Source organism: Halolamina sp. CBA1230 (assembly GCF_002025255.2).
Taxonomy (GTDB): domain Archaea; phylum Halobacteriota; class Halobacteria; order Halobacteriales; family Haloferacaceae; genus Halolamina.
The window spans coordinates 1-13662 of sequence record NZ_CP054590.1 but is presented as its reverse complement, the minus strand read 5'-3'; the positions used below and the strand labels follow the sequence as shown (position 1 = coordinate 13662).

Here is a 13662-nt window from a genome sequence, read left to right as displayed (position 1 = left end):
GGAGGATGTCAAGAGTCTAGTCTTCACGTGAAGAAATGGGGTGGCGCCTCAGATGGGACAACATGGTACATCGAACGCGTGGATCAAGACTAATTCATGTGTTTTCGGCGTTCATCGGATACTCGAAATAGAGAGAAGCGACAGTGTCCTGTGGAAGATAAATCCGCCGTTCAGTAACAGTTACTGTCCCATCAATTACGGATCTGAATAAGTCCGCAAGTTCGCGCCGATAGCTCATCGTCCGTTGTTCCATTATAGCAAGCCCATCACGATGGAGACTCCCGCGGTTGATGATATAGATACGGACGAACTCGCGTCGTTGATCCTCAGTCGCGTCTGTGAGACACTCCGGGAGTTCGACAGATGCAGTTTCGTTTTTTGGTCCGGTAGGGCAACCAAGGGCGACAAGCGCACGCCCAAGGAGGGCATGCTGAGATTCGAGCCGGATTTCAGAGACCCGCTCTTCCCGTTGAATCTGTCTCGGGGATAATCCAAGAGTCTCGATAGCGGAGATCACATCGTCTTCAATTTCCGGTTCAGGGACAAACGACGGGGCAAAATCCCGTTCGGCAATTGTACCGCCACTCAGGACAGCTGCAACTAAGTTGATGAATGCACCTCCGAGGGGCGACTGGATGGACGCATCAAACCAACCCAGTTCCGACGCGGCATCGCACGTCTTCACTAGGTCGGGTTTACTTCCCTTCATCCAATTGTATATCCGTCCATAGGGTAAGTCCAGCTGTTCTGCCGCTTCTGTAGGGCCTGTATTGGGGTGTTCTTCAACCCACGCCATCGCCTCTCGATATTCGTGCAGTAATTCTGCACCAGTTGCATGCTTTTGTGGGTCATATGTATTGGCGAGCTCACGTGGGGTTAGTATTGAGGTCATTTTTTGATGGGAGTTCTAGGTAGTATACTCACGAGTCGGACCAAAGTAGATATCGGCTCAGGAAGTCAGCTACACCTAGCCTCCTCGCTCTCTGCAGCCGCTGTTTGAGACCAGAGACTCAGCCCTGAATTACGTAGAGTTGACACTCGATACCCAGAGACAACGCTAGATGGAGAGCCGTCGCTACTCGGTGTAGCGTTCGAAAGAAAGTGAAGGCGGGAAGACCGGCGTGAGCCGGTGGTTAGCTACTGGGGGTCGCGAGAGTTAGTTACTCTCGACGACCGGCCAGCAGGGCAGCCGCGAGCAGGGCCACCAGGGCGACAGCAACGCCGAAGCCGGGCGTCGTCGTCGTCGTGGTGTCCTCCTCAGGCGGCTCGTCGGTCGGCTCAGCCGTTGCCGTCGACGTCGGCTCAGCCGTTCCCGTCGACGTCGGCTCAGCCGTTGCCGTCGGCGTCGGTTCGGCCGTCGTCGTCGGCGTCGCGGTGCCGACCTGTTCGACGACTTCGCCCTCGACGTTCAGCTGCTCACTGCCGGCCTTGCGCACGCTCACGGTGAACGTGTCACCAGCAGACTGATCACTGAAGTCGAACTCCGCAGCGAAGTTGCCGTCTTCACCAACCGTCACGGTCTCCGTGTGGTAGAAGCCCGGCTGCGTGTCAACCGAGCGCACACGGATCGTCAGTTCCGTGCCGGGAGCCTGGTTCGTCTGGCCTGCGATCATCTGGTTGGCAGCCGCAGCCACCTCGACAGGCTCAGAGTCGAATTCCACCGACGGAGATTCGACGTCGAACGTTGCGCTTACGGATTCGTGATCGTCGTCGCTCTCGGAGTTCAGGAGACGGTCGTCAGCAACCGTGAAGGTTGCCTCAAACTCGTCACCATTTGCGAGATCGACCTCTTCGCCGTTCCGCTCGAAGTCAGCGCTTTCGAGATCGACGAGGACGTAGTACGCACCGTCACCGTCGATGACCTCGATCGCGTTGAGCGAGTTCGTCACGTTCAGCGTCTTCGGATCGCGGTTCTGGATCTGGTTCGTCTGCTCGACGGTGAGATCCAGGCTGCCGTCCGCGATTGCTTCTGCGAGCCCACCCTCGGCACTAATCAGGCCTTCAACGCCCGTGGCCGAGATCTCGTGGATCGCGTAGTCGCCCATCGTGATGGAACTGTCCTGCGTGACAGCACCGGCCTCGATCAGTGCCGACACGTCGTCAGCAGTGACCGCGCCGTCCTCGTTCGCGTCGAGGTCGGCGTTACCGGGCGCCGTCCACATCGTCATCCCATCAGTGGATCGCTCGGCGAGGAACAGCGTGCTCAGTTCCTGCGGGTCATCAAGCGCCTGGGAGGCAGAGCCGGCGGTACTCACAGCAAGGGTGTAGTCACCCTGTGCTGCGATCGCGCTCAGCTCCGACTGGCCCGTCAGTTCCGCAGAGTCGTCCTCGCCAGCAGCGCTGACAATCGCACTGTCGTCCGCAGTAGCGTTGCCCGCGAGGTACGTGTTGAACTGGACCGTCACCTCACCGTCGTCGTTGTTGTCTTCGAAGGAGACGTTCGCCTGGTACCCGTCCTGGCTCTGGTCACCGACGACCAGCGTACCGCTGGATGCAGCGCCGGTGAGATCAATCGTGATCTCAGCGACACCGCCCTGCGGCACGTTCAGCGAGCCCGTGTGCGCGAAGGAAGCAGCACCTTCGCTCGTGTCACTGACCTCGATGTCGGCCGACGCCGTCGCAGTCGTGTCAGTCACAGCGAAGTCGAAGGTGTAGTTCCCAGCATCAATGTCAGCGAAGCTGACACCGTACTCGGTGCCGTCACCGATGTTCTCGACACGAACACCGTCGTCGGACGCGTCGCCGTCACCGTCGACGTCGGTGTTCTCAACGCCGAAGATGTCGGCGAGCTCGTCGTCGTCAAGGTTCTCGGACGTCACGAAGACGCCGAAGTCCTCGGCACCGCGGTTGTCGGACTCGAACTCGACCGTCGTGTCGCCAGCCGCACCGATGTTACCGATCTCCTCAGTTGCGAACGACGCGGAGAAGTCCTGAACGATGACCTCGAAGGAGAGGTCAGCGGAGTTCGTCCCGTCGTTCGTGATGTAGTAGCTACCCGTGTCGAGGCCGCCCGTGTCGATGACGATCAGCCCGTTGTCCTGAACGTTCAGGGTTCGCTCGGCCGTGTTGGAGTCATCAGGCGAGCCACTGCGGAGGACGTACTGGTCCGAGCCAGTGTCGCCCGCCGTGTCGAAGACGACGTTCTCACCGGAGAAGACGATCGCACCGTCGGAGGTCTCCTCAGGCGCGTCATCTTCCGGCGGCTCCGGATCCGGAGTCGGCGTCGTCTCGCCACCATCGTCAGCCGACTCGATGGTCACGGAGGTATCCACAGTGGAGCTGCTCTGGTCACCAACGTCGGCCGTCGCAGTGACTGTGTTATCGCCCGTAGCCGCATCAGATGCGACCTGGAACGTGACAGTCACGCTGTGAGTCTCCCCCTCATCGAGACCGGTAACGAGGAAGTACGACTCTTGGTCAACGGCACCGGCTCCAGACCCATCGAAGCTGTCAATTTCAACGCCATCGGGAGTCTGGAATTGCATACCGGCCGAGCCGGCATCCTCGTCACCGTCGTTTGTAAGTTCATACGTCACCTGGAATGTCTCCCCCTGCTGTACAGGCCCCGGATCGGACGCTGTGAGCGCCGCTTGCGGGGCTGCTGCAGCAGGCATGGAGATTGCGACGACTGACAGCAGCATAAGGGCTGTCACGCCGATCGCACGTAGCGATTTCTTATTCATTATTGTAGTTTGTTTCTTTAGTTGGCGCTATTGAACTGTGCAATGGCGTCCATCACGTCCTCGTAGGACGCATTGCCATTGTTGAACTGCTGGATGATGTCCATCACGTCGTCGTAGCCGACATCACCACTACTGTTCGACTCAATGGTCAGCGTCCCCGTCTGGTCACCGTCAGCAGTGTACACGCCGTGCGTGTAGTTACCAGCGTCAAGGCTGCTGGTGCTGATGTTGGTGAATTCGACGGTGGTGGTCTCGCCGCCGCTCAGCGAGACCTCACTCGCGAGGGTCTGACCCGCAACGCGGAACTCGACAGTCTGCGTGCCGGTAAGGTCGCCCACGTTGGTGATGTTCGCCGAGACGTCGATCTCGTCACCCTGCGTGACGGTCACGTTCATCGGCGAGAGGTCGCTGACCTGGAAGAAGGGCTGTTCGGCACCAGCGATGACGATACTGGCCGTGCTGGTGCGGTTGACCTGCACGCCGGTCGAGACCGACGTCCCGGTCGCGCCCGTCTCGGAGACGCCAGTCAGGGCGAAGCGCACGCGCTCGCTGATGGTGTCGGCTTCCAGAGCCGGCACCGGACTCAGCGTCGTCCGATCGGCCTGGCGGTCAGCCAGTAGCGTGTAGGATTCCTCGCCCGCTGCGAGGGAGAGGTCCGACGAGAAGCCCTGGAACTCGAAGTTCCGCATCTCCTCGGCAGTCAGGTTCACCTGCTCGATCGGCGTGTTCGGATCAGTGGTCGTGTCGTAGACCGTCGCGGTGAAGTTGTTCAGATCGTCCACGTCGTCAGGCGTGAACGTGATCTCGATGCTGTTCTGCGGATCCACCATCTCGCTGACGTAGATCTCCGCATCGACCGGGTTGTCGTCGTCGTCGCTCACGACGCCGGTGATGCTACCGCTCTGGTAGGCCTGGTCGAGGACACCGACGAACTCCTTGTCCGTCGAGTCCGCGCCGGCAGCGTTGTTCATCGTGACGTCGATCGTCACGTTGGCGTCGCTACCGAAGCCGTCCTTGTCCGTCTGCAGGAACAGCACGGCCTCGCCGTCAGCCATGCCGTCAGTTTCAGCACTGGTGTCGATCTGGATCTGACCGTCACTGGTCGAGATCACGTCGCCACCAACGACCGTGTCGAGGAACTCACCGTCGAAGCTGCCATCGGTAACGGTGTAGGACACCGTCACGTTGGCGCCTTCCGTGATGTCACCCTCGGAGAGGAACGTCCGGAGGTCGATCACGTCGACGGTCGAGTTGTCGCGCGGGATCTCCTGGCGGACGCTATCGGAGTTGTCCTCCTCGGGCAGATCGAGCACTGCCGTGTAGTTGGCGTCCGCGTCGTCAGCACTCGGGACCGTCCCGAGGTTGGTGACGTTCACCGAGTCAGCAGTGATCTCGACTTCCTGAACGTTGAGCCCGACGTCGGACTGTTCGTCAGTCGAGTCAGCAGGCTGTTTCACCGTGACCTGATCGTCAACGAGGCTCAGGCCGCCGTTGCCGTCACCGGCCATCACGACGTACTCAAGACCCGCTTCACCGTCGGTGTACAGGTCATGGAGTCCAAACCGGCCGTCGTCGTCCGATACGGCCGTATGGTCTGCAGCCACACCATCGTACCGGTCAGTAGTTGCCTCGTAGGTCAGGTTGTTCGCAGCGGTGAACGTGACGTTGTGTTCGAGGCTGCTGAAGTCTCCATCGTCAGAGACGTGCACCACGTAGTCACCGGCTTCGAGAACGCTGATGCTGAAGTCGGCATTAGCGTCATCTTTCGTCTCTGCAACGCTGAACCCACTACCCGAGATCGAGAGGTTCTGCGTTACGCTGGCTTCGCTGGAGGTGACCAGGTATTCCGTCTGGACATCGAGCCACTCCTCGGCAGCGTCGTCACCGTCAGTGTCCATGCCAACACGGACGTAGTCGGTGTCGTCCTGCTCGACTTGTAGCGTGTCCTGATTCTCTTGCAGTCGGTTGAGCGTGACAGCGTGAACGTTCACGCCATCAACAAGACTTGCCTCGTCGCCCTTGCTGATGTCACCGATGATCTCACCGTTACCGCTCGGGGGTTTCGCGTTGAAGGTGACGTTCAGCGTGTCGGATTCGGAACTGGTCGTCGCCTGGAACTTGATCTGTGTCGTGATGTCTTCGTCGTAGTTCTCGATCGACTGACCCAGGCTAAGCGAGATGTCGAACTGCGTCGTCCCGTCACCAACGGTGGTGTTCGGCGCAGGGTTGACATCAACGGTTACGCCAGCCGCGTTGGGGTTAGTTGTGCTAACTACCGACGTCGTGACCTCCTCGCCTTCAAGCGGAGCGAGGGTACCAAGACCGTTCTCCGAGGTGTCCTCCGTCTCAACGAGGACAGTCGAATCGATCGTATCCTGGAGACCGACCGACGTTCCGTCGTCGGGTTCAGTGACGGTGAGTTCGTCGGCGTCGACGATCCGCGTCAGGCGCAGGTGCTGGGTCGTGGTGCCACCTGCACTCAGCGTGACCGTGCCGTCGAAGGCGTTGAATCCGTCAAGGTCAGCATTGATGGTGTATTCGGTGTTGTCACCGAAGTTGTCCAGTTCGATCACGTACGAGTCGATCTGGTCCTCACCGTTGTTGATGAAGCGTGCGGACTCCACGTAGGGATTGTTGGCAACCCACGCGGGGTCGTTGAATTTCTTCACCGGAACAGAATCGACGACAGTAATCGGGCTAGCCAAATCGGCTTGGTTAGCCACGATCGTGACACTCACGTTCTCTGACTCGGCGATGGCCCGGAGGCTCTTGTCAGAGATTTCCCCGTCAATCAGCACCGTATCGAGGGGACTGTAGACGTACGTGTCGTTCAGCGTACTCGCTCCGGCGTCGTTTCCGGCCTCATCGACAGCACTGGAGACGGTGGCCGTGTACGGGCCTTCGCCGTCGTTGTAGGCCTGGGACACGGACAGCTCGTACGTGTACGTTCCGTCAGTTACCGTCTCAGTGAAGTCATTGACTCCGTAGCTTTGCCAAGCGGAACCACTATTCGGGCTGGAAACGTCCACCGTCGCCGAACTCAACTGTTCGGACGAGTTGAACGACAGGGCAAGGTTGCCCGAACTGTTGCCCAGGGTGACGTTGGAGATCGTCGGTGCGACACCATCGACCTGAAGCGTCGTGGTGGCACCGGCAGCCGACACGTCGTAGGGGGCTGCATCGGTGGTCTCGTCAGAGTCACTTTCTTCGATGATCGCGACATCGAAGGTCCCGTTCGTACTGGCGTCGATACCGTCTGCCGTATCCGGCGTTACCGTGACGGTAACCGTGCCAGCCGTTTGCGTGGTTGTATCGAGGACCTCGTCGGCCTCGATAGTCCCGTTATTGTCAGCGTCAATACCAACTGTATAGTCGACATTGGCATTAGCGTCGTACTGTACATCTGTGTTGTCCGATGGCTGCACTGGCTGCGAATTGCTGATTGACGCATTATTGGCAGCCGCCGCGGCTCCTCCTGCGAACGCGACGGTGCCTCCGACGACGGAGAACACCATCAACGCTGTTAGGAACAGCGCGCGAACTTTTTCATTTGTATTTGTCATGTTTTCCAAGTTTTTCACATCTGACGGTAACAACGTCCGCTCCAATGCCGGGTCCAGCAGACCGACCCGGATGTCCCGGAGTTACTGGCTGTCACCATGGGTAGGGGCATTCATGACCAGATTCGCTCGTTATAAATGTCTTGTGGTGAATCGTGGTTTGTGTCACCCTTTCACAAGCAGGGATAATGGCTCCCTCTTGCGATTTGGATTCCCGCATCATCCGAGTCGACACTTCGATCGAGAACATAAATGAACACAAAATGCCCCCTCCACCAGCGGGCAGCCCAACTTCATTGGTTTATTCACGACATCAATCAGGGGATTCAGCGTGGACTCTTGTTGTAAATGCTGCTCAGCTACTCCCTCAACACCAGCCCAAGATGTACGGATATCTCAGTGATGCCGTTGTCACAAACATGTGGAACGAGCTTGGGCGACTCAAAGATGAGGTCAACTGGCTTCGGAGAATGACCGGTGCTCTCCCGAGAGAGCACTACGCCGACACAGAGATCCGATCGGATTCCGCAACGATATCGTCGACGCTCTCGTGAACCCCGACCTCGTTCAGGAGGTCCGACATCGCCGCCAAGATCATTTCCGCATCGTGACCGAGTTCGTAGGCACGGTACTTGCCCTCCGGATACCCCTGGTTGCGCTGAATCGAGTTGATCACACCGAGCCCCTCGATCTCGCCAAGGAAGTCCCGGACGCGCCGAAGTGTCCGCGCGTCGTGATGGGAGATATCGCAGAGTTCCTGATACCGCTCGTGAACTGCCTCGGGGTCAAGCCCCCGAGGCTTCTTCCCACGGATTAACTGCTAACACTCCCGCGTTCACCATCGGCATGGTGGCCTTGAACGGCGGAACGCGGGTCGTGGTCGGGCGGTTCACTCGCCCCGTTGCACTGCCGTCGCACCCTCACAACTGGAAGGCTGTTGAGAGCAGGCACATTTCGATCTAATTCCGTTAATCCCTTCGCACTGATTGACACTGCTGCTTTCCGGTCTGCGTGATCCTGGAACCCACACTCGACGCATTTGAAGCGTTTCTTCGTCCGGTTCCCACGCTCCGTATGCCCACACGACAGACACGCTTGGGACGTGTATTCCGGATTAACCCTCATCGATGGGATGCCGTTCCAGGCAGCTTTGTACGACACGAAGTTCTGGAGTTGTGCGAAGGGCAGCGAGTGCAGTCGTCGATTCATCCGTGTGCCGTACTCGATGTCGTCACGGATGTCTTTGAGGTCTTCAAAGACGAACACCGGATTATCGAACTGTTCGACCCACTCCACCACTGCCCGTGACACTTGGTGGAGTCGATCGTGGACAAACCGCTTCTCATGGTTCTGGACCGTGGTTTCGAACGCGGTTTGCCCGGCTGACTGCATTCGCTTCCGAATCGTGAAGAACTCGTGCCGCCGCTGCTTGATCTCGGGGTACTCGATCACGATCGAATCTTGCACGCCTGATTCAGTGACTGCAGCCAGGGCAACGTTATCCTCGTTCACATCGACGCCGACGAACGTTGTCGCGGGTTCTGACGAACGCACGGTTGCGGTTTCGTGCGTGATGTTGATGTGGAGTTCATGCTCTCGCTCACCCGAGTTGAGCTACCCACGGCTGAAGCCGTGGGATTCAGCGTGGACTCCCGTTCTGGCCGATTCCTCGGCAGGAGAATAGCCTCCGTTCACGTTCAACGTCCCGCTGTTCAAGCGCACGCCCAAGGGTGCGCCTCCGTCACCCCCAGTTTGGTTGCGACGGAGATACCGTAACCCGATGTTCTTCGCGGCATTGTAGTCGGCGTGGTTCTCGTATCCACACTTCAGGCACTCGAAGGCCTCGTTGTCGCGGTTGTCGGGGTGTGTGAACCCGCAGTGCGAGCAACGCCGACTCGTGTTCTCGGGGTCAACCTGCGTGACCACAATGTCGTATTCTTCGGCTTTGTACTCGACGTAGTCGTAGAGGCGGTCGAACGCCCATTTGTGTCCCCACGACGCCCCAGTTTGCTCACGAATATCGGTCAAGTTCTCGAACGCAATTACCGAACACTCGTTCTCGCGGGCCTCTGCAACGAGTTCGTTGCTGATGCGGTGGAGCATCTGTTTGAACCGCCCTTTTTCTTTCCGTCCAACAGATTGGATATTCTGGTGTGCCCAGCGCGTCCCGCACTGTTGGAGCGACCCACGGCGTTTCTCGTATTCTCTGCGCCAATGGTCGAACTCGTCGCCCATCCAGAACGTGCCCGTTGAGGTAACGGCGAGATTGTTCACGCCGAGGTCAACCCCGAGAACCGTTCCGTTCTCAAGCGTTGCCTTCTCCGACGTGTTACACTCCACGTCCTTCTTGCAGTGGATGTGAAGTACCCAATCGCCGTCACGATAATGGAGTTCCGCACCCGTCGTTTCGTACTCGTCTGAAAATAGGTATTCCGAGTGCGGTGTGTCACTATCCTCGGCGGGCAGTACGTAGTCGGCTTCGATGCGACCCTCTGTGGTGGCGAGGCTCACGTAGTCGTCGTGGAACGTGGCGGTGCGGTGATCGTAGACGATATGTGGGCTGGTGAACGTGGGTTTCGATGCCTTCTTGCCGTTCTTCCAGCGTGCGACGACGCTTTTGCAAGCTTCGGCAGCCTTGTTCCGAGCCGCCTGCACCAGTCCACCGTTGAATCCCCCCGTTTTCTCGCGCACGTCGTCGTAGGTTTCCTCGTCCAGCGTCGTCTTGCTGGTAGTGACATACTCGCCTTGGAACGCGTGGTCAACAACGTACTGTGCCGACCAGAGGAACGTGTCTACGGTGTCTTCGAGGAGTGCGGCGTCATCACTGTCAACGTCGAGCGCAACGGGGACAGTACGCCGCACCTCCATATCTTATATGTAGAGTAGTTGTTTCTTAAATGTTGGGGAGTCAGCCTGCCACTGTCGCGTGGTTTGATTCCCAGTTGTCGGCTTCATCCCACGGCTAAAGCCGTGGGTTTTCGCCTCTAACTTTCTATAAAAAAGGCGCCTGAAACACTACGAGGGCTGGGAAACCCACGACTGGGCATGACCGTGTTCAGTCACTCTCGAGAATGGCAACAATATCGGAGAGATCGAAGAGCCGGAGGTCATCACGCTCGTCTGCAGCTTCCTCAACCGAGCGTTTGAAACCAGAACGACTGAACAGGGCGAATTCATAGGTCGGCTCATCACCTCCATTGGGTGTCCAGTCGATGTGCTCCACGTCGTCTTCGAGATTCGAAAGCACGTCATAGCCGAGGGGCGTGCTGGTGAATTTCACTTCGCCAGCGATGAGCGTTGACTCATCAGTTGGGGCGACGACATCTACCTCCCGGCCCTTGTACCACCACTGGCGTGGCATCTGTGTGAGCTGGTAGTCTGCATAAAGCGCCGGCACCGCCTGGTGACAGAGCGATTCGAACGTTTCGCTGACGAAGTCGGGCAATTCCGGTTCGATGAGATCCGCGTAGGCGTTCTCGCCGTAAAGTTCGTACTGGCCCCCACGGCCGTAGAGATACCGGAAGTAAAACCGGAACACTGGATCCTGAATCTTGTATCGCGTCCGCTTGCTGCGTGCCGGGTCGGCGAGTGCTGGATGGTGTTTCTCGATGATCTGGAGCGTTTCCAGCCGGTCGAAGTAGTACGACGTGTTGGTGCTCTCGATGCCGGCTCCCTGGGCGATCTCGTTTCGACTGCGGTTCCCGCTGGCCATCGATTCCAGTACAGAGAAATACGTGTTTACCTCGTTGAGTTCCATCTGAAGGACGGTTTCAGGCTCGTCGTTGAGCGGGCCATCCGGGTCGCACAGCAGCCGCGTGATGTTCTCTCCAAGAGTCTGTGATGGATCGAGTGGGCTGAGATATCGGGGGGTGCCGCCGAAGACGCCATAGACGAACACCCGTTCTTCGGGATCGTACGTCGGCACGAACTCTTGGATGGAGCGAAACGGCAGCTGGGCGAGTTCGAGACGGCCATTCGGTGTCTGAGATACCCGGCCGTAGAGTGGCGCACCGCCATCAAGGACATGGGTATGAATCATACCGATCGCAGAGCCTGTGAGTACGAGCGTTGCCTGACTCTCGTCGACAGCCGTATCCCACAGGTGTTGAATGACCGACGGAAGCCCCTCGTTCGATTCGATGAGGTACGGGAATTCGTCGATGACGATGACGGCGTCTCTGTCGGTGAGATACGTCAAGAGCGGTTCCCATTCCTCTTTGACGGCCGTGATGTCTGGATAGGTCGACGCTGCTGCTTCGACGAATCGCCTGAGCTGTGTCGTCGCTGTTCCTTGGACTGCCTGATAGTACACAGCATCGTCACGGTCGGCAATCGATTGGCGGACGAGTTCGCTCTTGCCGATCTGGCGGCGCCCATAGATAATGGCGAGTTCTGCAGCGTCACTCTCGTAGAGGGCCTGCAACTGGTCGAGTTCATCGAGGCGATTGACGAACTGGTCCATACTCCCAGTCGTGGTAGGGAGAACATACGTGTTTCGAAGTTAGAGGTAGAACTATAATAGTCTGTACGATAATATTCTGAGCTCTAATATTGACTGTCTCGCGGAGAAGTGCGGTGTCGTCGCTGTCCACGTCGAGTTTGACCGGAACGGTTCGCCGCACTTCCATACTTGACATCCTCCCACGGCTGAAGCCGTGGGATTCCTCCGGTGGGGATGTTGGCTATGCCGTCTCCACGGAGGCAAGTTTCCCGTCGCCGGTACTCCGGTCTGTGCGCTCCTCGTTGGGACTTGCCCTCACGGGAGAGCGTGGCGACTCCGACCAACTGTGGTCGTCCCACTTGAGGCGCACGGGCCGTGCCATCGACCCGGCTTCCAGATTCGTGCCAGTCTGTCGTTCGAGGAACATCCGCGAAGCGTCGAGGTCGGCGTGTCCTTCGTAGCCACACGAACACCGGAACACGTCGCCGTCCCGCGCTGTATCGTCGCGCTCGCCACACACCGGGCACTCTGCCGTCGTGTACGCTTCTGACTCGACTTCTACCGTGATGCCGTACTCCTCGGCGGTCGTGGCGAGACGGTCGATGAACGAGCGATACGCCCAGAACTGGTGCGTTTTCTCGTTCACCTCTGCCGACCAATGTACCGACAGCACATCGGTGAGGTCGCCCACGTACACCGTTGCAACACCCTCGTCGCACAACCGTTCCATCAAGTCGCGGACGAGCGCGTCCTGTGCGTGGTCGCGTCGTCGTGTCCGCTTTCGATAGAGACGTCGAATCCGGCGACTGCTGTACCGTCCTTCGCGGAGTTTGGACTGCAAGCAGGCGATCTCCTCAGTGGTTTCGCGGAAGCGGACGAACAGGTCGCGCCCCTCATAGCAGTATTGCTGGCCGGTCGTCGTCGTGCAGGCGACGAGGTTGTTCGCGCCCACGTCCAAGGCAGCCGATTCCTCGGCTACTGGTGAATCCTGTCGAAAATCATCGACGGTGACAGGCTGAATGGCCCTGAACGTGTCGTCCACCTCGTCGTAGTGCAGTTCCAACCGACTCTGTTCGCCCTCCCATTTGGGGTCGCCAGCGACTTCGAGTCGCAGGCGCTCGTGGTATCCAAGCCCGTATTTCTCTTTCAGGTCTTGGCCGACGGGGATTTCGAGGCGACTGCGGTCGCCAGTTTCGAGGGTGTACTGGTCGTTGCGGATGTACGTTCGCAACTCCCTGCCGTCATCCTCGTTCCCCCAGTAACCCGGCGGGGCGGTGTCCTCGCCGTCCTCTCGGGCAGCGAAGAACGACCGCCACGCTTCGCTGTTCTTGCGGATGACCTGTTGGGCGGTGGCGGAGCCGAGGACGCCGACGTACTGCTTGCGGTAGTCGGTGGTGTCCCACACCGACTCGCCGTCGAAGAAGTTCTGGCGACGTTCGTAGGTAAGTTCGTTCCAGAGACTGGCGGAGGCGTCCAACAACTCGCGGAGCAGTTGCTCGTCCTGCGTGGAGAGCGGACGCACCGCGAACGTGTTGGTTCGCCGCACGACAACAGACATTTGTAGTTCTACGTCTAAATGTCTTTTGGACAGAAACGATGCGACCGAACATCGACATCTCGCACACGTTGAACGGACGCGTGAAAGACTACGCCGAACAGGAGAACAAATGTCTCGAAGAGGCCTATCGGGAGATTATCGAAGCGGGGTTGGAAGCGGTGGAACATCCAGACGAGCCATAGCGCGTGGATTGCCGAGCCATGCTGTCGCTTACACCCACCCCTAAAGGAGTGGGCTTCCGCTCGCTACGTGTCACCAGCCTATTGCTGGCGACTGATTGCCGGGAGTCCACATCAAAGCCCCACCCTCAAGGACCGAGGCGCGGAGCGCCGAGGAAGTAGGGTGGGGTAGTTTACCGACCGTGGCGGCTACTCGAGCACCACGTTCTCACCGCACGTTGGGCACGCAAATCCTTGCTCT

Annotated in this window: 8 protein-coding genes and 2 pseudogenes; 1 reads left to right on the top strand and 9 read right to left on the bottom strand. The window is 58.6% G+C overall.

Annotated features, from left to right (window positions below; genetic code table 11):
* Window positions 1–94 precede the first annotated feature (94 nt).
* The 9 genes and pseudogenes from B4589_RS17805 to B4589_RS17770 all read right to left on the bottom strand — a co-directional run bounded on the left by B4589_RS17805 (window position 95) and on the right by B4589_RS17770 (window position 13242).
* A complete protein-coding gene (locus tag B4589_RS17805) occupies window positions 95–892 on the bottom strand; it encodes a hypothetical protein (protein ID WP_143414218.1) in 798 nt (265 codons plus the stop codon).
* A gap of 268 nt (window positions 893–1160) precedes the next feature.
* A complete protein-coding gene (locus B4589_RS17800) occupies window positions 1161–3683 on the bottom strand; it encodes a BGTF surface domain-containing protein (RefSeq protein ID WP_079232108.1) in 2523 nt (840 codons plus the stop codon).
* Between the two features lie 17 nt (window positions 3684–3700).
* Window positions 3701–7246 (bottom strand): surface glycoprotein, encoded by a 3546-nt coding sequence (locus tag B4589_RS17795; protein ID WP_079232107.1) that lies wholly within the window; start codon window positions 7244–7246, stop codon window positions 3701–3703.
* 493 nt (window positions 7247–7739) lie between these two features.
* Window positions 7740–7988: a hypothetical protein gene (locus tag B4589_RS18540; RefSeq protein ID WP_394353862.1), complete on the bottom strand. Its 249-nt coding sequence runs from the start codon at window positions 7986–7988 to the stop codon at window positions 7740–7742.
* Window positions 7989–8056: 68 nt separating this feature from the next.
* Window positions 8057–8836: pseudogene (locus B4589_RS17785) on the bottom strand (RNA-guided endonuclease TnpB family protein); the annotation flags it as partial.
* A gap of 21 nt (window positions 8837–8857) precedes the next feature.
* Entirely contained in the window at window positions 8858–10111 is a 1254-nt protein-coding gene (locus B4589_RS17780; RefSeq protein ID WP_079232104.1) for an RNA-guided endonuclease TnpB family protein, read from the bottom strand.
* A gap of 187 nt (window positions 10112–10298) precedes the next feature.
* Entirely contained in the window at window positions 10299–11705 is a 1407-nt protein-coding gene (locus B4589_RS17775; RefSeq protein WP_079232103.1) for an ATP-binding protein, read from the bottom strand.
* Between the two features lie 88 nt (window positions 11706–11793).
* Window positions 11794–11871 (bottom strand): annotated as a pseudogene (locus tag B4589_RS18535) (transposase); the annotation flags it as partial.
* Window positions 11872–11925: 54 nt separating this feature from the next.
* Window positions 11926–13242, bottom strand: coding sequence for an RNA-guided endonuclease TnpB family protein (locus B4589_RS17770; RefSeq protein WP_176330581.1), 1317 nt, complete (start codon window positions 13240–13242; stop codon window positions 11926–11928).
* A gap of 38 nt (window positions 13243–13280) precedes the next feature.
* Between B4589_RS17770 and B4589_RS17765 the strand changes: the two genes are divergently transcribed.
* Window positions 13281–13424, top strand: a complete 144-nt coding sequence (locus B4589_RS17765) for a hypothetical protein (protein WP_176330580.1) — start codon at window positions 13281–13283, stop codon at window positions 13422–13424.
* Window positions 13425–13662: the final 238 nt, after the last annotated feature.